Source organism: Streptomyces sp. NPDC053750 (assembly GCF_044544295.1).
GTDB lineage: Bacteria > Actinomycetota > Actinomycetes > Streptomycetales > Streptomycetaceae > Streptomyces.
Genome location: NZ_JBITXB010000001.1, coordinates 478868 through 503325 on the forward strand (window position 1 = coordinate 478868; position 24458 = coordinate 503325).

At 70.8% G+C, this 24458-nt stretch carries 17 protein-coding genes; 14 read left to right on the top strand and 3 right to left on the bottom strand.

Features of this window, described 5'->3' with window-relative positions; translation table 11 throughout:
* The first annotated feature begins 6 nt into the window (after window positions 1-6).
* From ndk to obgE, 14 genes are all read left to right on the top strand, one after another.
* Window positions 7-420: a nucleoside-diphosphate kinase gene (ndk, locus tag ACIGO6_RS02060; protein WP_007449819.1), complete on the top strand. Its 414-nt coding sequence runs from the start codon at window positions 7-9 to the stop codon at window positions 418-420.
* Between the two features lie 318 nt (window positions 421-738).
* Window positions 739-1758 carry a rod shape-determining protein gene (locus ACIGO6_RS02065; protein WP_030381728.1) on the top strand — a complete coding sequence of 340 codons (1020 nt, stop codon included), beginning with the start codon at window positions 739-741 and terminating at the stop codon, window positions 1756-1758.
* Between the two features lie 182 nt (window positions 1759-1940).
* Window positions 1941-2942 (top strand): rod shape-determining protein MreC, encoded by a 1002-nt coding sequence (mreC, locus tag ACIGO6_RS02070; protein ID WP_399870034.1) that lies wholly within the window; start codon window positions 1941-1943, stop codon window positions 2940-2942.
* Between the two features lie 13 nt (window positions 2943-2955).
* Window positions 2956-3627, top strand: coding sequence for a rod shape-determining protein MreD (gene mreD, locus ACIGO6_RS02075; RefSeq protein ID WP_399870036.1), 672 nt, complete (start codon window positions 2956-2958; stop codon window positions 3625-3627).
* A gap of 111 nt (window positions 3628-3738) precedes the next feature.
* Entirely contained in the window at window positions 3739-6033 is a 2295-nt protein-coding gene (gene mrdA, locus ACIGO6_RS02080) for a penicillin-binding protein 2 (protein WP_399870037.1), read from the top strand.
* Complete coding sequence (rodA, locus tag ACIGO6_RS02085; protein WP_399870039.1) at window positions 6030-7229, top strand: rod shape-determining protein RodA; 1200 nt, start codon at window positions 6030-6032, stop codon at window positions 7227-7229. The genes mrdA and rodA overlap by 4 nt, the downstream gene beginning before the upstream one ends.
* 105 nt (window positions 7230-7334) lie before the next feature.
* On the top strand, window positions 7335-9278 hold the full coding sequence (locus tag ACIGO6_RS02090) for a TIGR03960 family B12-binding radical SAM protein (protein ID WP_399870041.1): 1944 nt from the start codon (window positions 7335-7337) through the stop codon (window positions 9276-9278).
* Window positions 9279-9329: 51 nt separating this feature from the next.
* Complete coding sequence (locus ACIGO6_RS02095) at window positions 9330-10433, top strand: hypothetical protein (RefSeq protein WP_399870042.1); 1104 nt, start codon at window positions 9330-9332, stop codon at window positions 10431-10433.
* 48 nt (window positions 10434-10481) lie between these two features.
* Window positions 10482-11258 carry a TIGR03936 family radical SAM-associated protein gene (locus ACIGO6_RS02100; protein ID WP_399870044.1) on the top strand — a complete coding sequence of 259 codons (777 nt, stop codon included), beginning with the start codon at window positions 10482-10484 and terminating at the stop codon, window positions 11256-11258.
* Between the two features lie 274 nt (window positions 11259-11532).
* On the top strand, window positions 11533-15450 hold the full coding sequence (locus ACIGO6_RS02105) for an Rne/Rng family ribonuclease (RefSeq protein ID WP_399870045.1): 3918 nt from the start codon (window positions 11533-11535) through the stop codon (window positions 15448-15450).
* 154 nt (window positions 15451-15604) lie between these two features.
* Entirely contained in the window at window positions 15605-16666 is a 1062-nt protein-coding gene (locus tag ACIGO6_RS02110; protein ID WP_399870047.1) for an iron-containing alcohol dehydrogenase family protein, read from the top strand.
* A 213-nt stretch (window positions 16667-16879) separates the two neighbouring features.
* Window positions 16880-17200, top strand: coding sequence for a 50S ribosomal protein L21 (gene rplU, locus ACIGO6_RS02115; RefSeq protein WP_004931419.1), 321 nt, complete (start codon window positions 16880-16882; stop codon window positions 17198-17200).
* Between the two features lie 14 nt (window positions 17201-17214).
* Complete coding sequence (gene rpmA / locus ACIGO6_RS02120; RefSeq protein WP_003976205.1) at window positions 17215-17469, top strand: 50S ribosomal protein L27; 255 nt, start codon at window positions 17215-17217, stop codon at window positions 17467-17469.
* Between the two features lie 110 nt (window positions 17470-17579).
* Window positions 17580-19016 carry a GTPase ObgE gene (gene obgE, locus ACIGO6_RS02125; protein WP_399870050.1) on the top strand — a complete coding sequence of 479 codons (1437 nt, stop codon included), beginning with the start codon at window positions 17580-17582 and terminating at the stop codon, window positions 19014-19016.
* Here the strand turns inward: obgE and ACIGO6_RS02130 are convergent.
* The 3 genes from ACIGO6_RS02130 to ACIGO6_RS02140 all read right to left on the bottom strand — a co-directional run bounded on the left by ACIGO6_RS02130 (window position 19013) and on the right by ACIGO6_RS02140 (window position 24457).
* Entirely contained in the window at window positions 19013-20242 is a 1230-nt protein-coding gene (locus tag ACIGO6_RS02130; RefSeq protein WP_399870051.1) for an acyltransferase family protein, read from the bottom strand. The genes obgE and ACIGO6_RS02130 overlap by 4 nt on opposite strands.
* A gap of 196 nt (window positions 20243-20438) precedes the next feature.
* Window positions 20439-21584, bottom strand: a complete 1146-nt coding sequence (locus tag ACIGO6_RS02135) for a glycosyltransferase (protein ID WP_399870053.1) — start codon at window positions 21582-21584, stop codon at window positions 20439-20441.
* Window positions 21581-24457 carry a CDP-glycerol glycerophosphotransferase family protein gene (locus ACIGO6_RS02140; RefSeq protein WP_399870055.1) on the bottom strand — a complete coding sequence of 959 codons (2877 nt, stop codon included), beginning with the start codon at window positions 24455-24457 and terminating at the stop codon, window positions 21581-21583. Before ACIGO6_RS02140 ends, ACIGO6_RS02135 begins: the two co-directional genes overlap by 4 nt.
* Window position 24458 lies beyond the last annotated feature (1 nt).

The window sequence follows — 24458 nt, forward strand, 5'->3', positions numbered from 1 at the left end:
CCCGTCGTGACCCAGCGCAGCCTCGTCCTCCTCAAGCCCGACGCCGTCCGTCGTGGCCTGACCGGCGAGATCATCAGCCGTATCGAGCGCAAGGCCGGCTGGCAGATCACCGCGCTGGAACTGCGCACCCTGGACGCCGAGACGCTGGAGCAGCACTACGGCGAGCACAAGGGCAAGCCCTTCTACGAGCCGCTGGTCGAGTTCATGGCGTCCGGCCCGGTCGTGGCCATGGTCGTCGAGGGTGAGCGGGTCATCGAGGGTGTGCGCGCGCTGGCCGGTCCGACCGACCCGATCGCCGCCGCCCCCGGCTCCATCCGCGGGGACTTCGGTGTGATCGTCCGCGAGAACCTGATCCACGCCTCCGACTCCGAGGAGTCCGCCGAGCGCGAGCTGAAGATCTTCTTCCCGGGGCGTGTCTGATCCCCGTCCGGGACACATCGGGGATACTTTTTTCTGACGCTTCGTCAGTCGAATGGCCCGCCGCCGACCGGGGCGGTCGCGTAAAAGCGACCGCCCTGTGGCATATGCGCGCCTGATCGGGGGAACGGATGCCACCGTTGGCCCGTCTCCACAAGCGAGGCGATGCGCCATCTGCTGACAATGGCGAAGACCCTCGCGCAGTGTTCGCGAAAGCGCGTCTACGATGGAAGCCTCCACGCGTCACTGCACCCACCTCGCCTACCTGAAAAGCCCTCAAAAGCTCCTGGGAAGGCCAGTCGAATCCTGATGGGGAACTCAATGTCGTTCATCGGCCGTGACATGGCTGTCGACCTCGGGACCGCCAACACGCTGGTGTACGTCAGGGGTCGCGGGATCGTACTCAACGAGCCGTCCGTCGTCGCGATCAACACCAACACCGGTGGCATCCTCGCGGTCGGCGCCGAAGCGAAGAAGATGATCGGACGCACGCCCGGCAACATCGTGGCCGTGCGCCCGCTGAAGGACGGCGTCATCGCCGACTTCGAGATCACCGAGCGGATGCTCCGCTACTTCATCCTGAAGATCCACAAGCGGCGGTATCTGGCTCGTCCGCGGGTCGTCGTCTGTGTGCCCTCGGGCATCACCGGTGTCGAGCGCCGCGCCGTCATCGAGGCGTCGTCCCAGGCCGGCGCCCGCCAGGTGCACATCATCGAGGAGCCCATGGCCGCGGCCATCGGCTCCGGCCTGCCGGTCCACGAGGCCACGGGCAACATGGTGGTCGACATCGGCGGCGGCACCACGGAGGTCGCGGTCATCTCGCTCGGCGGCATCGTCACCGCCCAGTCCATCCGCGTCGCGGGCGACGAGCTGGACAACGCGATCATCCAGCACGTGAAGAAGGAGTACAGCCTTCTGCTGGGTGAGCGCACGGCCGAACAGATCAAGATCACGATCGGTTCGGCGTACGACCTCGACTCCGACGAGCACACCGAAATCCGTGGCCGGGACCTCGTCTCCGGACTGCCCAAGACCGTCGTCATCTCCGCGGCCGAGGTCCGCAAGGCGATCGAGGAGCCGGTCAACGCGATCGTCGACGCCGTCAAGACGACCCTCGACAAGTGTCCGCCGGAGCTGTCCGGCGACATCATGGACCGGGGCATCGTCCTGACCGGCGGCGGCGCGCTGCTGCGCGGGCTCGACGAGCGGCTGCGCCGGGAGACCGGAATGCCGATCCACATCGCCGAGGATCCGCTGGACAGCGTCGCGCTCGGGTCCGGCAAGTGCGTCGAGGAGTTCGAGGCGCTCCAGCAGGTGCTGGACGCCCAGCCCCGCAGATGACGCAACACTTCGGTTCCGCCGTACGAGACGATCTCCTCTCGTGCGGCGGATCGTTGATATAGAGGCTTCAGTGCCGTGAGTGCCGCGAGTACCGCGCTTGTGCCTGACGCACTGAATCTCCTGAATTCCTGAACACCGCCACGTAATTCCCGAATTCGACGAGGAAGGCACGGCCGCCGCACGTGAGGGACACGAAAGAGAGCCGGCTGCTCCTGGTGCTGCTGATCGCCATCGCGTTCGCACTGATCACGGTGGACATCCGCGGCGGGGAGGACTCACCGGTCGACGGCGCCCGGCAGGCCGCGGCCACCGTCTTCGGTCCGATCGAGAACGGGGTCTCCGCCGCGGTCGACCCGGTCGGCAACGCGGTCTCCGCGATCCGCGAATCCGGCGACCGGCACGACCGGCTCTCCGAACTGGAGACGCAGAACGCGGCCTTGAAGGCGAAGCTCGGCAGCGACGAGCGCGGACGCAGCCGGCTGAAGCAGTTCGACAAGATGCTCGGGCTGGCCGGCGCCGGCCAGTACGGCATCAAGGGCGCCCAGGTCATCGCCATAGGAGCCGCGCAGGGCTTCTCCTGGACCATCACCATCGACGTCGGCGCAAACGACGGCATCCAGCGCGACATGACCGTCCTCAACGGCGACGGCCTCGTGGGACGCGTGACCACCGTCGGTCCGAACACCGCCACCGTGCTCCTCGCCAACGACCCCGACTTCACCGTCGGCACCCGCATGGAGGCCGGCGACGAACTGGGCTTCGCCTCGGGCCAGGGCGGCCGCCCCCTGCGCGTCGAACTCCTCAACGGCAAGGCCGACGTCAAGAAGGGCGACCGCCTCGTCACCTTCGGCTCCCAGGCCGACAAGCCGTTCGTGCCCGGCGTGCCCGTCGGCACCGTCACCCGCGTCGACCCCAACGGCGGCGACCTGACCCGCATCCTCGAGGTCACGCCGTTCGTCGGCTTCACCAAGCTCGACATCGTCGGCGTCGTCGTCCAGGCCCCGCAGAAGGACCCGCGCGACACGGTGCTTCCGGACAAGCCGAAGCCGAAGCCCACGCCGACCGTGACGGTGACCGTGACCCCCTCCGCCGAGGCACCCGCCGACGGCCGGTCGGGGACCGGGCAGGACGGGCAGACCGAGCAGAATGAGCAGACCGAGCTGAACGAGCAGACCGAGCAGTAGGAGCTTTCACCCCATGCGCGTCAACCGGATCCTGCTGTCCGTCGCCCTGGTCGTCGTCGCCCTGGTCATCCAGGTGAGCGTCCTCGCCCGCCTCCATCTGCCGGGCGCCGTCCCGGACCTGCTGCTGCTCACCGTCCTCGGCCTCGCCCTGGTCTACGGCCACGTCGGCGGCGCCCTCGTCGGCTTCGGCGCCGGACTCCTCGCCGACCTCGCCCCGCCCGCCGACCACGCCGCCGGCCGCTACGCCCTGGTGCTCTGCGTCATCGGCTACCTCGCCGGCCTCGCCAAACCGGAGAACGGCAGGCTCAGGTCCGCCACCGGCCCCATGGCCGTCGTGGTCGTCGCCGCCCTCGGCACCACCCTGCTCTACGCCGGCGTCGGCGCCCTCGTCGGCGACACCGCCGCCCGCCATGTCGGCCTGCCCGGCCTGCTGTTCACGGCCGCCCTCTACGACCTGCTGCTCGCGCCCTTCGTCGTCCCCGGCATCATGGCGCTGGCCAGACGCGCCGAGAACGACCCGCTGGCCGAGACCAACTCCGCCGGCCAGAACGCCGACATCTCCTCCGGCTGGCTCTCCGGAGGCACCGGCCTGCGCATCGGCAGGCAGCGCAGCGGACTCCGGGTGAAGGCGGCGCGGGCACGGGTGGCCCGGGCCGGCCGCATCAAGGGGGTCAAGCGGCTGTGACGGCGACACACCACCCGGACGACCACACCGACACGTACACACACAGGGGGAGGCAGCAGTGACCGCCCACCCGTCGCCCGCCACCACCCTTCCAACGAATGGGCTGCGCCCATGACCAACATCCCCGAGACCGGCCGCAGTACCCGCGTCCAGACCCGGCTCGTCGTCATCCAGATCCTCGTCCTCTCCCTCCTCGGCACCCTTGGCGGCCGGCTCTGGTACCTCCAGATCCGCCAGGGTGACGAATACGCCAAGGAAGCGTCCGGCAACCACGTCCAGCAGGTCGTCCAACCCGCCCCCCGCGGCTCCATCCTGGACGCGCGCGGCGTGGCGCTCGCCGACAACGAGACCCGGCTCGTCGTCTCCGCCTCCCGCACCGAGCTGCTGAAGATGAAGGACGACGGCGAGGCCGTCCTCACCAAGCTCGCCGGGGTCCTCGGCATGAAGCCCAAGGACGTCATGGACAAGGTCCGGCTGTGCGACGCCGAGACCCCGCAGCCCTGTTGGAACGGCTCGCCCTACCAGCCGATCCCCGTCACCGACGAGGCCACCGTCAAGCAGGCCCTCCAGATCCGCGAACGCGCCGAGGACTTCCCCGGCATCACCGCCGAACCCCAGGCCATGCGCCGCTACGCGGCCCCCGGCAAGTCGAACACCGCCCAGGTCCTCGGGTACCTCTCGCCGGTCACCGACGAGGAGATCCAGAAGGCCCAGGACACCGACTCGCCCTTCCTGCGCTCGGACCAGGTCGGCCGCTCCGGCCTTGAACGCCAGTACGACAAGGCCCTGCGCGGCAAGGCCGGCGTCACCCGCTACGAGGTCGACAACCTCGGCCGCGTCATCGGCGAGGCCGAGTCCGACCCGGGCGTCTCCGGCTCCAACCTCGTCACCAGCATCGATGCCCGCGTCCAGCGGGTCGCCGAGTACGAGCTGAACGAGGCGATGAAGGTCGCCCGCAAGCAGATGGACCGCAACACCAACCGCCTCTACGAGGCCGACGCCGGTGCCGTCGTGGTGATGGAGGCCAAGACGGGCCGCGTCGTCGCCATGGCTTCCAACCCGACGTACGACCCGAACGCCTGGGTCGGCGGCATCTCCGGCGCCGACTACAAGAAGCTCACCGGCAAGGACTCCAACTACCCGCTGCTCAACCGGGCCACCCAGGGCCAGGCCGCCCCCGGCTCCATCTTCAAGGTGGTCTCCTCGTCCGCGGCGGTGGAGGCCGGCTACGAGTTCGACGGCAACTACGACTGCTCCAGCTCCTACTCCGTCGGCGGCCAGGTCTTCAAGAACTTCGAGTCCGCCAGCTACGGCCCGATCAGCATCGGCCGCGCCCTGGAGCTCTCCTGCGACACCGTCTACTACCGCCTGGCCCACCAGGAGTGGTTGAAGGACGGCGGGATGAAGCCCAAGGACCCCAACGACTACTTCTACAAGGCCGCCCACCAGTTCGGCCTCGGCGAGCAGACCGGCATCGACCTCCCCAACGAGGTCTCCGGTCGCGTCCCCGACCGCGAGTGGAAGCAGGAGTACTGGGAGGCCAACAAGGACGCCTGGTGCAAGACCGGGAAGAAGGACGGCTCGTACGTCGAGAAGATCGCGTACGAGAACTGCCTCGAGGGCAACAAGATGCGCGCCGGTGACTCCATCAACTACTCCATCGGCCAGGGCGACACCCTCGTCACCCCCATCCAGATGGCCACCATCTACGCGGCCATCTCCAACGGCGGCACGCTGTACGACCCCACCATCGGCAAGGCGATCGTCAGCCCCGACGGCAAGCAGGTCGACGAGATCGAGCCCACGTCCCACGGCAAGCTGCCGATAAGCAAGACCACGCTGGCCAAGATGGACGACGCCCTCGCCGGCGTCGCCACCCGCGGCACCGCCGCCTGGCGGTTCGGCGGCTGGCCGCAGGACGAGATCCCGATGCACGCCAAGACCGGTACCGCCGAGGTCTACGGCAAGCAGACCACCTCGTGGTTCGCGACGTACACCGACGACTACGCGATCGTCATGACGATCTCCCAGGGCGGTACGGGCTCCGGCGCCTCCGGTCCCGCGGTCCGCAACATCTACGACGCGCTGTACGGCGTCTCCGACGACGGGGCGATCGACAAGAAGAAGGCGTTGCTGCCCCAGCCGCAGGCGAAGCTGCCGACGATCAAGACCGACGGGACCATCCCCGCGCCGAAGATCTCCAAGGACATCGTCAAGGACCTGCTGCCGGACGAGAAAGCCTCCCCGGAGGAGGAGTACGCACCCCTCGACGACGCCCAGGAGCAGGGCGCGACGGCACCGGCGCAGAACAACGCCGACAACCGCGAGACGCGCCGTCACCGACGACGCGGCGGCGGGGGCCGACGCGGCGGCGGCAGAAGCGGAAGCCGGAGGGCGCGCGCATGACCGGGGCCAACAGTTTCCAGGTCTCCGGGTACGGACCCGAGAAGGCCGGATGGACCCGGCTGTTCGCCCGGGACTCGATGGCCCGCCGGCTCGACTGGCCCATACTGCTGGCCGCCGTCGCCCTGTCCCTGATGGGCTCCCTGCTCGTCTACTCCGCGACCCGCAACCGCACCGAACTCAACCAGGGCGACCCGTACTACTTCCTGACCCGGCACCTGCTGAACACCGGCATCGGGCTCGCTCTCATGGTCGCCACGGTCTGGCTCGGCCACCGCGCCCTGCGCACGGTCGTGCCGATCCTCTACGGCGCCTCCGTGTTCCTGATCCTGCTGGTGCTCACGCCGCTCGGCTCGACCATCAACGGCGCCCACTCCTGGATCAAACTCCCCGGCGGCTTCTCCCTCCAGCCCTCGGAGTTCGTGAAGATCACGATCATCCTGGGCATGGCCATGCTGCTCGCCGCACGCGTGGACGCGGGCGACCGGCCCTACCCGGACCACCGGACCGTGCTCCAGGCCCTCGGCCTGGCCACCGTGCCCATGCTGATCGTGATGCTCATGCCCGACCTCGGCTCGGTCATGGTCATGGTCATCATCGTGCTCGGCGTGCTGCTCGCCTCCGGCGCCAGCAACCGCTGGGTCTTCGGACTCCTCGGCGCGGGCACGGCCGGGGCGCTCGCGGTGTGGCAGCTCGGCGTCCTCGACGACTACCAGATCGCCCGCTTCGCCGCCTTCGCCAACCCGGCACTCGACCCCGCCGGCGTCGGCTACAACACCAACCAGGCCCGCATCGCCATCGGCTCCGGCGGTCTGACCGGCTCCGGCCTCTTCGAGGGCTCCCAGACCACGGGCCGCTTCGTGCCGGAACAGCAGACCGACTTCGTCTTCACCGTCGCCGGCGAGGAACTGGGCTTCCTCGGCGCGGGCCTCATCATCGCCCTGCTCGGCGTCATCCTCTGGCGCGCGTGCCGGATCGCCCGTGACACGACCGACCTGTACGGCACGATCGTCGCCGCCGGGATCGTCGCCTGGTTCGCCTTCCAGACGTTCGAGAACATCGGCATGACGCTCGGCATCATGCCCGTGACCGGCCTGCCCCTGCCCTTCGTGTCGTACGGCGGCTCGTCGATGTTCGCCGTGTGGATGGCGGTGGGACTGCTCCAGTCGATCACGGTGCAACGACCCATGTCGGCGTAGGGCGGTCCCGCGGCCGGGAGGCGGACGGGACGAGCGGTACGGGGGACCATCGGGGCCGGGTTAGGCTGGATGGTCCCCCTTGTCAGCACACGAAGGTTCCGTGAGATGCCTGCCGAAGCCGCCGAGTCTGTGAAGTCTGTGTTTCCGCAGCTCGAAGCTCTGCTCCCGCATGTGCAGAAGCCGATCCAGTACGTCGGCGGAGAGCTCAACTCCACGGTCAAGGACTGGGAGTCCTGCGACGTCCGCTGGGCCCTGATGTACCCGGACGCCTACGAGGTCGGCCTGCCCAACCAGGGCGTCATGATCCTCTACGAGGTACTCAACGAGCAGGAGGGCGTCCTCGCCGAGCGCACCTACAGCGTCTGGCCGGACCTGGAGGCGCTGATGCGGGAGCACTCCGTCCCGCAGTTCACCGTCGACAGCCACCGCCCGGTCAAGGCCTTCGACGTCTTCGGCCTCTCCTTCTCCACGGAGCTGGGCTACACCAACATGCTGGCCGCCCTGGACCTGGCCGGCATCCCCCTGGAGTCCAAGGACCGCGGCATCGACGACCCGATCGTCCTGGCCGGCGGACACGCGGCCTTCAACCCCGAGCCGATCGCCGACTTCATCGACTGCGCGGTCATCGGCGACGGCGAGCAGGCCGTCCTGGAGATCACCGCGATCATCCGCGCCTGGAAGGCCGAGGGCCGCCCCGGCGGCCGCGAGGAACTGCTCCTGCGCCTGGCCAGGACCGGCGGGGTCTACGTCCCCGGCTTCTACGACGTCGAGTACCTCCCCGACGGCCGTATCGCCCGCGTCGTCCCCAACCGCTCGGGCGTCCCGTGGCGGGTCTCCAAGCACACCGTCATGGACCTCGACGAGTGGCCCTACCCCAAGCAGCCCCTCGTCCCGCTCGCCGAGACCGTCCACGAGCGCATGTCGGTCGAGATCTTCCGCGGCTGCACCCGCGGCTGCCGCTTCTGCCAGGCCGGCATGATCACCCGCCCGGTGCGCGAGCGCTCCATCACCGGCATCGGCGACATGGTCGACAAGGGCCTGAAGGCCACCGGCTTCGAAGAGGTCGGCCTCCTCTCCCTCTCCTCCGCCGACCACTCGGAGATCGCGGACGTCGCCAAGGGCCTCGCGGACCGCTACGAGGAGGACAAGATCGGCCTGTCCCTCCCGTCCACCCGCGTCGACGCCTTCAACATCGACCTGGCCAACGAGCTGACCCGCAACGGCCGCCGCTCCGGCCTGACCTTCGCCCCCGAAGGCGGCTCCGAGCGCATCCGCAAGGTCATCAACAAGATGGTCTCGGAGGACGACCTCATCCGGACCGTCGCGACCGCCTACGGCAACGGCTGGCGCCAGGTGAAGCTGTACTTCATGTGCGGCCTGCCCACCGAGACGGACGACGACGTCCTCCAGATCGCCGACATGGCCACGCACGTCATCCAGAAGGGCCGCGAGGTCTCCGGCTCGGGCGACATCCGCTGCACGGTCTCCATCGGCGGCTTCGTCCCCAAGCCCCACACCCCCTTCCAGTGGGCGCCGCAGCTCTCCGCCGAGGAGACGGACGCCCGGCTGCAGAAGCTGCGCGACAAGATCCGCGGCGACAAGAAGTACGGCCGTTCCATCGGCTTCCGCTACCACGACGGCAAGCCCGGCATCGTCGAGGGCCTGCTCTCCCGCGGCGACCGCCGCATCGGCGCCGTCATCCGCGCCGTCTACGACGACGGCGGCCGCTTCGACGGCTGGCGCGAGCACTTCTCCTACGACCGCTGGATGTCCTGCGCCGACAAGGCCCTCGAGCCCTTCGGCGTCGACGTCGACTGGTACACCACCCGCGAGCGCTCCTACGAGGAGGTCCTGCCCTGGGACCACCTCGACTCCGGCCTCGACAAGGACTGGCTCTGGGAGGACTGGCAGGACGCCCTCGACGAGACCGAGGTCGAGGACTGCCGCTGGACGCCCTGCTTCGACTGCGGCGTGTGTCCCGCGATGGACACGGAGATCCAGATCGGCCCGACCGGCAAGAAGCTGCTGCCGCTGACCGTGGTCAAGTAGGGGCCGGCAGGGCGACGCCGCGGGATCCGAATCGGGTGCCGCGGCGTCCCTATGGGCATGGTGGATCTGGAGAAGGCGTCCCCCGCCGGGGAACCGCAGACGGAGGCGCCGCAGCGGTCGGACGCCGAGGGATGTCTGGTCGTGGCGGTCCGGATTCCGGTGCGGATCGTCGTCCTGGTGCTGGTCGTGCCGGTGCGGATGGTGTGGGACGCGCTGGTCGTCTGCGGGCGGGTGCTGCGGGACACGGTGCTGCGCCCCGTCGGGCGGGCGTTGGCCCGGCTCGGGTGGGCCGTGTTCGTGTGGCCGCCGGTCCAGGTGTGGCGGTATGTCGTCGTGCCGGTGGCCAAGGGGGTCGCGTGGCTCGGCAACGTGCTGCTCGTCGTACCGGCGGTGTGGCTGTACCGGTGGGTGCTGACGCCGGTCGGGCAGGCGCTCGCCTGGTTCTTCAGGGGTGTGGGCGCGGTGCTCGCCGCCGTCGGGCGGGGGCTGTACGCCGGTCTTGCGTGGCTTGCGCGGTATCTCGTCGTCGTACCGGCGGGGTGGCTCTACGCCTGGGTGCTCACTCCGGTCGGGCACGCGCTCGCCTGGTGCGGGAAGGGGGTGGCCTGGTGTCTGCGCATGGTCGTCACCGGGATCGGCACGACTCTGTACTGGATCGTCCGGGTGCTGCTGGTGCTGCCCGCCCAGGCGCTGTGGCGGTGGGTGCTCACGCCGGTCGGCCGGGCGCTCGCCGTCGTCGGGCGGGAGGTGCTGGATGCGCTCGGGCACGCCTGGCGGGTCGCGGGGCATGTCTCGCGCGCCGTGGGGCGGTTCCTCGGCACGCTCTTGAGGTGGACCGTCGCCGAACCGGCGCGCTGGGTGTACCGGAGCGTTCTGACACCGGTGGGGCATGCCGTGCGGGACACCGTCCTGCGGCCCGTCGCCGAGGCCGCGCGCAGCGTCGGGCGGGCGACCCGGCAGGCGCTCGCCTCCGCCCGGCTGTCCGTCCGGCAGGCGCTCGCCTCCGCCCGGCTGTCCGTCCGGCAGGCCCGTGCCGACGTGCGGCGGATGCTGTTCGGGGAGCCGGTCCGAGGGCGGCCGGTGGACCGGCGGGAACCATCCGCGGCCGAGGCACGTACTCTTGGTAGCAGTACGACCGCTCTCACGAAGGACTGAACGACACTGGGCAAGCGACAGCCCGAAGGCCCGCCGCCCGTACCCGCGGTGCAGCGCATCCGCCTGCGCTACACCAAGCGCGGCCGCCTCCGGTTCACCAGCCACCGTGACTTCCAGCGCGCCTTCGAGCGTGCGCTGCGCCGCGCCGAGGTGCCCATGGCGTACTCGGCGGGGTTCACGCCCCACCCGAAGGTGTCGTATGCCAATGCCGCACCCACCGGCACGGGCAGTGAGGCGGAGTATCTGGAGATCGCGCTCACCGAGACGCGTGACCCGGAGCGGCTCAGGCTGCTCCTCGACGAGTCGCTGCCCGCCGGGCTCGACATCGTCGAGGCGGTCGAGGCCCGGACGTCCGGGCTCGCCGACCGGCTGACGGCTTCCGTGTGGGAGCTGCGGCTGGACGGCGTGGAGGCCGCGGACGCCGAGCGCGCCGTGGCGGCCTTCAACTCGGCCGAGGCCGTGGAGGTCCAGCGCCGGACGAAGAACGGCGTGCGTACCTTCGACGCCCGCTCCGCCGTGGCGAGCCTCGAGAGTGCCGGTGTGCCCGGTTCACCGGCTGATAGGCCGACCGACCAGCCCTGTGCGATACTGCGGCTGGTTGTTCGGCACGTGACGCCTGCCGTTCGACCCGACGACGTCCTGTCCGGTCTCAGCGCCGTGGCCGACCTGGCGCCGCCGGTCCCCGCAGCGGTGACCAGGCTGGCGCAGGGGCTGTTCGATGAAGAGACCGGTGCGGTGACCGACCCGCTCGCGCCCGACCGCGAGGCAGAAGCGCCCGAGCCGCAACCGGCCGGTGCTGCTGCCGCCGCGAAGGCGCCGGCGTAAGGAAGGTTCCGCGTAGGGACGGACGTCGTAGCGCCGCCCTCGAACTCGGGAGCCACCTGGGTCGGGCAGCGCACCGACCACAAGACTTTCGCCAGGCCGTACCCGACAAGGGGTGCGGAACCGGCGAGACAAGACACGGAGAGCTCCCGAGCGGCGCCCGCGCCCCGGACGGCGGCGACCGCGCATCGCGCGAGCCGCGGACGTCACCGGCGGTCGGCATGATCGATGCCGGACCAGGCGCGGCGCCCGGGAGCCTGACGGGAGAAACCCCCGCATGCCCGAATCGATTGAACCCACAGAGTCCTCGAATTCTTCGACGTCGTCGACTTCCTCGACGTCCGCCAAGGCTTCGACGGACTCCGAGCTGAGCACCCCCAGCGACACCCTGCCGCCGCGTCGTCGGCGCAGGGCCGCGTCCCGCCCGGCGGGTCCGCCCTCCGGCGCCTCCGACACGCCGGCGGAGACCGTCGCGCCTGCCGAGGCGACCGCCGCGACCGACGAGGCGGAAGAGACCGAAGAGACGAGTGAGGCCGTCGTCGAGGCGGCCGAGGCCCCCGCGCCCGCTCCGGAGCCCGTGACCGCGGGCCGGCCGCGGCGCCGCGCGGTGCGTCGCGCCTCCGCGCCCGCCGGGGCTCCGGCGTCGGTGGAGGCGGCCGAGACCGTCGTCCCGGTGGCCCCTGCCGCCGAAGCGCCCGCCGAGGCCGAGCCCGCCGAGGCCGGCAAGGTCACGGAGGAGGCCGCTCCGCGGCGTACCCGTCGCCGTGCCACGCGCAGTGTGACCTCGCCCGCGGAGCCGGCCGCCGCCGAGACGGTCGCGCCTCCCGCCGCGCCGGCGGACGTCGAGCCCGCCGAGGCCGAGGCCGCGCCGGCGGCCGCGGAGCCCGTCGAGGAGGCGGCTCCGCGGCGTGCGCGGCGCCGGTCCGCCCGTAAGGCCGCCACCGGTTTCGCCGCGCCGGCCGAGACCGCCGCCGCGGCGTCCGACGAGGCGGACGCCCCCAAGCGTCCGTCGCGTCCCGCGGTCGCCGTGTTCCAGGCGCCCGTGTTCGCCGAGCCCAAGTTCCAGACGCCGGAGCGGGCCGCGGCCGAGGCAGCCGCCGAGGCGGCCGGCGCCGGGGCGGCGCAGGAGCCCGAGGAGACCGAGGAGCTCCCGGAGGAGCAGCCCGCCGCGTCGCGTCGGCGCCGCAAGCGCCGGGGTGCCGCCGCCGAGGAGGCCGCCGAGGAGCGAGCCGCCGCCGTCGTGCAGGAGGAGCCGGAGGCCGAGACCGACGCCGACGCCGACGCCGACGTCGACACCGACGAGACGGGCGAGGACCAGGAGGACGCCGAGGGCGCCGAGGATTCCGGTTCGCGCCGTCGTCGTCGCCGGGGCGGCCGTCGCCGTCGCCGGGGCGATGCCGCCGAGGGCGAGGCGGGCGAGGCCGGTGAGGGCGAGGCCGGTGACACCGAGCACGTCGCCGCCGAGCAGGCCGCCCAGGACGCCGAGGACACCGCCGAGCAGGTCGAGGAGGACGCCGAGGAGGGCGAGGAGGCCGCGGGCGAGAGCGGTGGCTCCAGCAGCAGCCGTCGTCGCCGTCGCCGTCGGCGTCGTGCCGGGGACAGCTCCGGTGAGGCCGAGTCGTCCGCCGACGACCCCGAGCGCACCGTCGTCAAGGTCCGCGAGCCCCGCAAGGCCGCCGAGCCGTCCGACGAGGTGCAGTCCATCAAGGGCTCGACCCGTCTCGAGGCGAAGAAGCAGCGCCGCCGGGAAGGCCGGGAGCAGGGCCGCCGACGTGTGCCGATCATCACCGAGGCCGAGTTCCTGGCGCGCCGCGAGGCCGTCGAGCGCGTCATGGTCGTGCGCCAGCACGGCGAGCGCACGCAGATCGGCGTGCTGGAGGACGGGGTGCTCGTCGAGCACTACGTCAACAAGGAGCAGGCCACCTCGTACGTCGGCAACGTCTACCTCGGCAAGGTGCAGAACGTGCTGCCGTCGATGGAGGCCGCCTTCATCGACATCGGCAAGGGCCGCAACGCCGTCCTGTACGCGGGCGAGGTCAACTTCGAGGCGCTGGGCATGGCCAACGGCCCGCGCCGCATCGAGTCCGCCCTGAAGTCCGGCCAGTCGGTCCTCGTGCAGGTCACCAAGGACCCGATCGGCCACAAGGGCGCCCGCCTGACCAGCCAGGTCTCGCTGCCCGGCCGCTACCTGGTCTACGTGCCCGAGGGCTCGATGACCGGCATCAGCCGCAAGCTGCCCGACACCGAGCGGTCCCGCCTGAAGACCATCCTCAAGAAGATCGTCCCCGAGGACGCGGGCGTCATCGTGCGCACCGCCGCCGAGGGCGCGAGCGAGGACGAGCTGCGCCGCGACGTCGAGCGGCTCCAGGGGCAGTGGGAGGAGATCCAGAAGAAGGCGAAGAACGGCGGCAGTTCGAGCGCGCCCTCGCTGCTGTACGGCGAGCCGGACATGACCGTCCGGGTCGTGCGCGACATCTTCAACGAGGACTTCTCCAAGGTCGTCGTCAGTGGCGGCGACGCCTGGGAGACCATCCACGGCTACGTGTCGCACGTGGCCCCGGACCTCGCCGGCCGGCTGTCCAAGTGGACCTCCGAGGTCGACGTCTTCGCCACCTACCGGATCGACGAGCAGCTCGCCAAGGCGCTGGACCGCAAGGTCTGGCTGCCCAGCGGCGGTTCGCTGGTGATCGACCGGACCGAGGCGATGGTCGTCGTCGACGTCAACACCGGCAAGTTCACCGGCCAGGGCGGCAACCTCGAGGAGACGGTCACCAGGAACAACCTGGAGGCGGCCGAGGAGATCGTGCGCCAGCTGCGGCTGCGCGACCTCGGCGGCATCATCGTCATCGACTTCATCGACATGGTGCTGGAGTCCAACCGGGACCTGGTGCTGCGGCGCCTGCTGGAGTGCCTGGGCCGGGACCGTACGAAGCACCAGGTCGCCGAGGTGACCTCGCTGGGGCTCGTGCAGATGACCCGCAAGCGGGTCGGCCAGGGGCTGCTGGAGTCGTTCTCGGAGACCTGCGTCCACTGCAACGGGCGCGGTGTCATCGTGCACCTGGACCAGCCGTCCGCCGCCGGTGGCGGAAAGCGCCGCAAGCGGGCGCGGGCCGGCGGTGCCGAGCAGCCGCACGAGCACGAGCTGGAGGCCGTGGCCGGCGTCGAGACCGGTGTGACGGCGGAGCAGGAGGCGGACACCGAGTCCGAGGCCGAGGTCGCCGCCGAGGTGGCCGAGCCGGTCGCCCTCCCGGCACCCGAGTTCACCCCGGACGAGGAGCTGTACAGCAGCGCCGCCGAGGCCGAGGCCGCCGCCACGCGCGGTCGTGGCCGGCGTCGTACGAGCCGGCGGGCGTCGTCCCCGGCGGGCGCCCCGAAGGCCGCCCGGAGCGAGGCCCCGGCTCCTGCTCAGGCGCCGACCGCGCAGGACGTCACGGTCGCGGAAGAGGTCGAGCGTCCGATCGTGCAGCAGCCGGCCTCCGAGGTCCTGGCCGAGCCCGCGGCCGCCGAGGACGCGCTCTCCGGCGCCCCGGCCCCGGTCGTCACGCAGGCCCCGGCCGCCCCGGAGGCGCCGGTCGCTGCCGAGGCCCCGGCCGCTGCCGAGGAGGCCGCGCCGAAGGGTCGTACCCGTCGTCGGGCCACCCGGAAGGTGTCCGCACCGGCCGGTTCGCCCGCGGGCGGCGAGGCCACCGTGCTGACGGTCCCCGAGGCCGCGCCGTCCGAGCCGGCCCCGCAGGCCGAGCCGGCGCAGGAGGCGGCCCCGGTCGTCGCCGAGGCGACCCCGGAGCCGTCCGGTACGGCCGCCGAGAGCGCCGCCCCGGCCCGTCCGCGGCGCCGGGCCGTGCGCAAGCCCACCACGTCCACCGCGTCCGAGGAGGCGGCCGTCACGGTCGTCCCGTCGGCCCCGGCCCAGGACACGGGGGAGCAGGCGGCGCCCGAGGCGGAGGCCGTCGAGGAAGCGGCCCCGGCCAAGAAGGCGGCGGCCCGCAAGACGGCCAAGAAGGCGACGGCGAAGAAGGCCGCCACCAAGAAGACCGCGGCCAAGAAGACGACGACCGCGAAGAAGGCCACGGCCAAGAAGGCGGCCAAGACGACGACCGCCAAGAAGGCCACGGCCAAGAAGACGGCGACGAAGAAGACCGCGGCGGCCGCCCAGCAGGCACCGTCCTCGGTCACGGCCGCCACCGACGAGGGCTGACCCGGCCCCTGTCGCACAACATGTCGCACAGCGTGTGGTCCTGTCCGACCGGTTTCGGTTCGGGCAGGGCCACACGTTTCCCGGGCCGCCCCCGGGCGCATCATCCTCGACAGTCGTGTCGTCGCCAGCCGTCCCCGCGAGGAGAGATGATCACGTGCCGGTACTGACGAGGCTCATCCCGTCACCGCTCGTCGTGGACATCAGGCCGGGGGCACTCGACGACCTGGCGAGCGTCCTCGCGGACCAGCGGATCGCCCAGTCCGGAAGGCTCGCCGTGGCGATCAGCGACGGCTCGGGGGCGCGGCTGCGCCGGCGGCTGTCGCCGTCCCTGCCCGGCGCCGACTGGTTCGAGGTCGGCGGCGGCACCCTCGACGACGCGGTGCGGCTCGCCGACGGGATGAAGTCGGGCCGCTACGACGCGGTCGTCGGGCTCGGCGGCGGCAAGATCATCGACTGTGCCAAGTTCGCCGCGGCGCGCGTGGGCCTGCCCATGGTCGCGGTGGCCACCAACCTCTCCCACGACGGCATCTGCTCGCCGGTGTCGATCCTGGACAACGACGCGGGCCGTGGTTCGTACGGGGTGCCGACGCCCATCGCGCTCGTCGTCGACCTCGCGGTGATCCGTGAGGCGCCGATCCGTTTCGTGCGCTCCGGGATCGGTGACGCGGTCTCCAACATCTCGGCCGTCGCCGACTGGGAGCTGGCCCACCGGGTCCTGGGGGAGAAGGTCGACGGTCTGGCCGCCGCCATGGCCCGGCAGGCCGGTGAGGCGGTGCTGCGCCACCCGGGCGGCTGCGGTGACGACGGGTTCCTGACCGTGCTGTCCGAGGGCCTGGTGATGTCCGGCATCGCGATGACGATCGCCGGGCACACGCGGCCGTCGTCCGGTGCCTGCCACGAGATCAGCCACGCGCTGGACCTGCTGTACCCCGGGCGCGCCGCCAGCCACGGCGAGCAGGTCGGCATCGGCGCGGCCTTCGCGACGTATCTGCGCGGCGACCACGACGGCGCGCTGCTGATGGCAGGGACGCTGCGGCGGCACGGGCTGCCGGTGGTGGCGCGGGAGATCGGGTTCGACGACGACGAGTTCGTACGGGCCGTGGAGTTCGCTCCGCAGACCCGGCCGGGCCGGTACACGATCCTGGAGCACCTCGACCTGTCGCCGGTGCGGGTCAAGGAGGCGTACGCCGAGTACGTCGCGGAGGTCGCCGACTGAGGCCGCGGCGGGGCGCCCGGGGCCCGGTTTGACCCCTGTCGTGCGGCCCCGTAATCTTGACCGTCGGCGTGTCGACTGACGCGTCACATCCCCGTAAACCTCTTTCCTTCCGGGACGGGCCGTGTCGGCCAGGACCGGGAGAGGCCGTTCGCGTGTGTCACCGGGTGGCTGGACTGCGGGGGTGCCGTTCCCGAGCGAGAGAGTGAGATCCGCGTGTACGCCATCGTGCGCAGCGGTGGTCGCCAGCACAAGGTTGCTGTCGGCGACATCGTTGAGGTTGACAAGATTTCCACCGCCAAGGTCGGCGACACGGTCGAGCTCTCGACCCTGCTCGTTGTCGACGGCGACGCTGTGACCAGCGACCCGTGGGTGCTGGCCGGCATCAAGGTCCAGGCGGAGGTCGTGGACCACCACAAGGGCCAGAAGATCGACATTCTGCGCTACAAGAACAAGACCGGCTACCGCCGCCGTCAGGGCCACCGCCAGCAGTACACGGCGATCAAGGTCACTGAGATCCCCGCGGCTGCGAAGTAAGGGACTGAGGAGACATGGCACACAAGAAGGGCGCATCGTCCACCCGGAACGGTCGCGACTCGAATGCCCAGCGGCTCGGCGTGAAGCGCTTCGGCGGTCAGGCCGTCAACGCGGGTGAGATCCTGGTCCGCCAGCGTGGCACCCACTTCCACCCGGGCGCCGGCGTCGGCCGTGGTGGCGACGACACGCTGTTCGCGCTGCAGGCCGGTGCGGTGCAGTTCGGCACCCACCGTGGCCGCAAGGTCGTGAACATCGTTCCGGTCGCCTGATCGGAAACTTTCGCGAGGCGGGCCTCACTTCCCCCAGGGGAAGCGGGTCCGCCTTTCGCGTGTTACCCAAGAGACATTCCCGCAGTAAGTAGTAACTGGAGGCACATCCCATGACCACCTTCGTGGACCGCGTCGAGCTGCACGTCGCCGCGGGTAACGGAGGCCACGGCTGTGCCTCCGTCCACCGTGAGAAGTTCAAGCCGCTCGGCGGCCCGGACGGCGGCAACGGCGGCCGGGGCGGCGACGTGATCCTCACCGTGGACCAGTCGGTGACCACGCTCCTCGAGTACCACCACTCCCCGCACCGCAAGGCCACCAACGGCAAGCCCGGCGAGGGCGGCAACCGCTCCGGCAAGGACGGCCAGGACCTGGTCCTGCCCGTGCCCGACGGCACCGTGGTCCTCGACAAGGCGGGCAACGTGCTGGCCGACCTGGTCGGCCACGGCACCTCCTACGTCGCCGCGCAGGGCGGCCGGGGCGGCCTCGGCAACGCGGCCCTCGCGTCCGCGCGCCGCAAGGCCCCGGGCTTCGCGCTGCTCGGCGAGCCGGGCGACCTCGGGGACATCGTCCTGGAGCTGAAGACCGTCGCCGACGTGGCGCTGGTCGGCTACCCGAGCGCCGGCAAGTCCTCGCTGATCTCCGTGCTGAGCGCGGCCAAGCCGAAGATCGCCGACTACCCCTTCACGACGCTCGTGCCGAACCTCGGCGTGGTGACGGCCGGTTCGAACGTCTACACCATCGCGGACGTCCCCGGCCTCATCCCCGGCGCCAGCCAGGGCAAGGGCCTCGGCCTGGAGTTCCTGCGGCACGTGGAGCGGTGCAGCGTGCTGGTGCACGTCCTGGACACGGCGACGCTGGAGTCCGACCGCGACCCGGTCTCCGACCTCGACATCATCGAGGCCGAGCTGCGCGAGTACGGCGGCCTGGGCAACCGGCCCCGCATCGTCGTCCTCAACAAGATCGACGTGCCCGACGGCAAGGACCTCGCCGAGATGGTCCGCCCGGACCTGGAAGAGCGCGGTTACCGGGTCTTCGAGGTGTCGGCGGTGGCCCACACGGGCCTGAAGGAGCTGTCGTTCGCCCTGGCCGACCTGGTGGCCAGGGCACGCGCCGCCCGGCCGAAGGAGGAGGCCACGCGGATCGTCATCCGGCCCAAGGCCGTGGACGACGCCGGCTTCACCGTCACCCGCGAGGAGGACGGCCTGTTCCGGGTGCGCGGCGAGAAGCCCGAGCGCTGGGTGCGTCAGACCGACTTCAACAACGACGAGGCCGTCGGCTACCTGGCCGACCGGCTGGGCCGACTCGGTGTCGAGGAGCAGTTGGTCAAGGCCGGGGCCCGCGGCGGCGACGGTGTGGCCATCGGCCCCGAGGAGAACGCGGTCGTCTTCGACTGGGAGCCTTCCATGACGTCCGGCGCCGAGATGCTCGGCCGCCGCGGCGAGGACCACCGCTTCGAGGCCCCCCGCCCGGCCGCCCAGCGCCGCCGGGACCGGGACGCCGAACGGGACGAGGCACAGCAGGAGTTCGACGGCTTCGAGCCGTTCTAGGACCGGTCCGAGGTCGGGCGGCGCGGCGGCGGCTTCAGGCTGAACGCGGCGCTGCTCAGCCAGCGTCGAGCGGCCTGGGCCACCGGGCGCTCGACGAAGCGCTGCACGACGTACGACAGCGCGATGACGCCGCAGGTGGTCACCCCGACCACCACCCAGGGGTGGGCGCGGTCGCCGAAGTGGTGCAGGACGGTGACGCCGATGATGTCGTGCAGCAGGTACAGCGGGAAGGTCAGCGTGCCCGCGACGGTCAGCCAGCGCCCGCGGATCCGGCTGGTCCAGCCGAGGGCGATGGCGGCGATCAGCAGGAAGAACACCGTGACCACCAGGATCAGCCAGCCACGCCACGGCGACCAGGTGTCCCAGTTGTTGCGCCCGCCGTGCGGGGCCAGCACGAAGTGCAGCGCCAGCAGCCACGACATCGCGACGATGCCCCACAGCAGCGGCGTCGGCCGGTACCGGTACATCAGGTAGAAGGCGATGCCCGCGATGAAGAACGGTGCGGACGTCGGATTGACCAGCAGCGTGAGCAACGGGATGCCCGCGCTGGGCGCCAGTACCGCGGCGACCGTCCAGACTCCGCAGAAGATGACCACGCGCTGGTAGGTCAGGCCCTTCCACACCACGACCGAGAAGGTGAGGTAGAAGCAGAGCTCGGGCCAGAGCGTCCAGTACACGGAGTCGAGGCTGTCGACCCCGAGGGGGATCTGCAGCATCGTGAAGTTCGCGAAGAGTATCCGCGGGTTGGGGTGCCCGAACGGGGTGTCGACGAAGTAGATGACGCAGGCCGACAACACGATGGCCGCCCAGTACATCGGGTACAGCCGCGTGACACGCGAGATGAAGAAGTCCCGCGGAGTCCGTCCCCAGGCGCTCATGCAGATGACGAAGCCGCTGATGAGGAAGAACAGTTCGACACCGAGCCGGCCGAAGGCGAAGTAGGCGTGCGCCTCGGGGAAGAGCTCCTGGTACGGGCGGCCCCAGATGAACTGCATCGACCCCGGCGTCTGGCCGACGAAGTGGAAGAGGACCACCGACAGGGCCGCCAGGAACCGCAGTCCGTCCAGCGCGGCGAGCCGGTTCCGGCGGGAGACCGGACCGGCCTCGGCCACCGGGGCCTCGGCCGCGGCCCGGGGCGGTGAGGCCCGAGGTGCTCCGCCGTCCGCGTCCTTGTCCCACCGCCCCGTGGAGGGGGAGGCCGGTGCCCGGTGTTCGGTCTGGCTCATGCGTCTGCCTTCCAGCCCTGCTGTTCGGGACCGCTGTTGAGGGCCCGCTACTTCATGACCGGCAAGCAACGCTAACGGTTGTATGTTCCTTTCAGTTGACTGGGTGCCACCTGTGGGCAGGGACCACCGTGAACGGCGAAGGCGCGGACCGGATGAGCGACATCCGGTCCGCGCCTTCGTCCACCTGTCCGGAACGTCAGCGCTCCAGGAAGGCGAACAGTTCCTCCCACTGGTCGGTGATGGCGGTGGGCGAGTAACGCTGCACGTTGGCGCGCGCCTTCTCGCCCATCGCGTCCCGCAACGCGGAGTCCTCCATCAGCCGGTCCAGCTGGCGCCCGAGCTCCGTGGTGTTGCCGGGCCGGGCCAGCAGGCCGTCCTCCTCGTTCCGGACGATCTCGCGGACGCCGGGGGCGCAGTCGAAGGCCACACAGGGAACGCCACAGGCCATCGCCTCCAGCAGGGCGAGCGGGAAGCCCTCGCCGCGGGACGACTGGACGAACACGGAGGATCCGTGCAGTGCGCCCACGACGTCGTCGGTCTGGCCGGCCCACTCGACGGAACCGTCCAGCCCCAGGTCCGTGCACTGGCGGCGGAACATGGCCTCGTCCGGACCGGAACCGTAGATGCGCAGCGTCCACCCGGGGTGCTTCGGCGCTGTGTCGGCCCAGGTGTCCAGCAGCATGTCGACGCCCTTGGCGTGCCCCAGCCGGCCGATGCTCGTGACGACCTTCTCCGTTCGCGGAGAGGGCACCTCGGGCATGACGGGCAGCGGGTTGGGCATGAAGCCCACGTGGTTCAGCCCGCGGCCGACCCACAGATCAGCGTCTTCCCGGGTCAGCACGAGGAGCCGGTCCACGTCCTTGTAGTACTTCTGCACACGCTGGAAGCGGGAGGACTTCCGCGAGGTCTCGTAGGACTCGTGGCTCATGCCGATGACGGGATGCCCCGCGGTGTCCGCCAGGTACACCCACTCCATGGCCCAGACCTGCGTCACGATGATCATGGCGCCCGGAGCGGCGGCGCGGAAGATCTGCGACAGCCGCCCCGCCGCGGCCTGCATGTCCGCCTCCCGCGCGGACTCGCGCCGCCGCGCCGCGAGGTTGGCGCGGTCCCGCAGGGTGCGGGCCTGCCAGCGCCCGGGCGGGCGCACGTCGTGCAGCGTCACCGTCCTGAAGGGCGGGTTGTCTCCCAGGGGCATCGGGGTGTCGGGGGGTGCGATGCCCACGACGGTCACCCGGTGGCCGCGCTCCGCCAGTGACTGGGCCATGTGGGTCTGCCAGCGGCCCACGCCGCCGAGCTCGTTGACCTCGTTGCCCACGAAGATGATGTCGCGTGGTGTCATCGGGCTTCTCCCTGGGCGCCGAAGAAGCGGTCGACGATCCGGGCTGCGGCGTCACCGCGGTCGTACTCGCCGAACTGCGTCATGAATTCCTTGAGGCGGCTCTCGTAGCCGGCCGAGACGGCGTCGAGGTCCGACAACACGTCGAAGAGGTCCTCCGTCGTCCGGACGACCGGGCCGGGGGCCTGCTCGGCCAGGTCGAAGTACGTGCCGCGGCTGTTCTCCACGTACTCCTCCCAGTCGTAGGTGTAGAACACCATGGGGCGCTGGAGGAGGGAGTAGTCGAACATCACGGACGAGTAGTCGGTGACCAGCGCGTCGGAGAGGAGGAGCACCGGTGTGATGTCGGGCTCGGCGCTGACGTTGACGACCCGGCCGGCCACGGACGGGGGCAGCGTGACGCTGTTGAGGTAGTGCGTGCGGACCAGAAGGGTGAACCTGTCCCCGAAACGGTCCGCGAACTCCTCCACGTCGAACGGGAACTCGAACTTGCGTACCCGTCCGTTGTCCTGGGCGCGGAACGTGGGGGCGTAGAGGATCACCGGCCGGTCCCGGCGGATACCGAGCCGGGCGGCGAGCTCCTCGGCCGCCGTGTCGGCGGTGGCCGCGTCCCGGGCCCGCACCAGGGCGTCGTTGCGCGGGTAGCCCGTGCGGAGCAGCTTCTCCTCCGGTATCCGGTAGGCCCGCGCCAGGGTCCGCTCGTCGTGCTCGCCGCGCACCACGAAGTGGTCGAAGCGGTCCAGGGCCTGCTGGTAGGAGCGCTGCTCCTGCTCGGACATGACCCGGGACTGCGGCTCGTCGAAGCCCATGCGCTTGAGGGCGGAACCGTGCCACGTCTGGATGTAGGTGGTCTCGGGGCGCTTGCCGAGCTTCAGCGGGAAGCCCTGGTTGTCGATCCAGAACTCCGCCTGGGCCAGGGCCCTCATGTACTGCCAGGACCAGCGCTGCACCAGCTCCACGTCCTCCGGGAAGCCGGTGGGCCGTTTCCCGGCGTAGGACCAGATCGCCTTGACGGGTGTGCCGCGCCTGCGCAGCTCCTCGTAGATGGCGCGCGGGCTGTCGCTGTACTGCTTGCCCATGTGGCTCTCGAACACCACGGTTCCCTTGCGGACGGGAAGCAGCCGGATCATCCGGTGGTACGCGTCGAGCTTGCGCTGACCGGAGTTGAGGTCCTTGCGGACCGCGACGACCTTGCGCACCATCTTCTTGGCCATCCGGGCGGGAGGGCTCTGCATGTTGCGCTGGACCAGCCCCGAGGTGCGCTGGGCGACCCGTCCGTGCTGGGCGAGCCGGAAGGCCAGGTGCCCGTTGGCCGAGGCGTGGGGCAGGAGCCGGTCGGCCATGATCCGGCCGAGCCGCGGCCGTATGCGGACCTCGCCCGCGCCCTCCAGGTCGGCCTGCCCGACGGTGAGCCGGCTGGTGGTGCGCTCGCCGTCGACCGAGAGATGCATCCGCACGTCCCAGACGTCGTCGATGATGCCCACGGGACGCAGCTTGTCGGCCAGCGGAACGGTGGCCTGCCAGCTGATGGATGCGCCCTCGTGCCGGAGCTCGGGCACGGGGAACTCGAACGACTGCAGGCTCTTGCGGCGGGCGCGGAACTCCAGCCGGGCGGCCAGCCGCGCCGTCGGCGGGATCGACCCGAGCGGGTTGACCAGGGCTCCTCCGAGCGTCACGCCCGAGGCGTCCTCCGCGTACCGGGTCACGGCGTTGCGCAGGAACATCCGCTGGAGGGGCTTGTCGTGGTAGCCGAGCCCGGTGACGTCGAGGACCTGCCGCCCGAGCGGGTCGTCGAGGTGCTCGGCGCACCAGTAGACCCGGCCGTCGCGCTCGACCAGGGGGCTGGACACCTTGGTCTTGTTGATGAGCGTGTCGATGGCGGGCATGAGGTGGTCCCAGTCCTCCCGCAGGAGCAGGAAGGCACACAGCCGGTGGATCGGGGACAGGCCCTCGTAGGCCTCCTCGGGGAAGTCCTGGACGTAGCCCCGGGCCATCTCCGCGAAGCGGTGCCGGTAGTCGTCGTCCAGGAACGGGAGGTCCCGCAGGTAGAGGACGAGGTCGTGCTTGAGGAACTTCCGGTCCTTGTGGAGCTTGAGTTCGTCGTGGTTCTCGGTGGCCAGGATCCTGTCGATCCGGCGGTGGATCTCCAGCCGGTCGGCGAAGTTGTTGATCTCGTGCCGCCGGTTGCTGATCGACTTCTCGGCGGCCTTCTCGACCACGTTCCAGTGGTAGACCGTGTTGGGGATGAGCGTGATCCGGGACGCGGCCAGGTACGCCTGGGCCGAGAACAGCAGGTCCTCGTAGTGGATGCCCCGGGGGAAGACCAGGTTGTTGCTGATGAGGAACTCACGCCGGTAGCACTTGTTCGTCGACAGGGTGTCGAAGACCAGCAGGTCGGGGATCTCCGCGATCGAGTCGAAGGTGCGGGTCTCCCGGTAGAGCCAGTGGTACCACTTGGCGGTCTTGCCCGCCCTGTTGTCCGTGTGGACGCGCAGGCAGAGGCCGGACACCAGATCGGCTCCGGTGCGCTCCGCGGCGTCCAGCATGTTGCGGCAGGCGTTGGGCTCCAGGGTGTCGTCACTGTCGAGGAACATGACGTAGCGGCCGCGGGCGACGGCCACTCCCTGGTTGCGCGGTTCGCCGCAGCCACCGCTGTTCTCGGCCAGCCGGATGGCCCGCACTCGGTCGGAACTCTCCGCCAACCGCTGCGCGACCTCGTACGACCTGTCGGTCGAGTGGTCGTCGGCGATGACGACCTCGACGCTCTTCAACGTCTGATCGAGTACCGACTGCACAGCCGTCGGAAGACGGTCAGCGTCGTTGTAGACGATGACGACGACGCTGATGTCAGGAGAAATGTCCTGGTCCTGGGACACT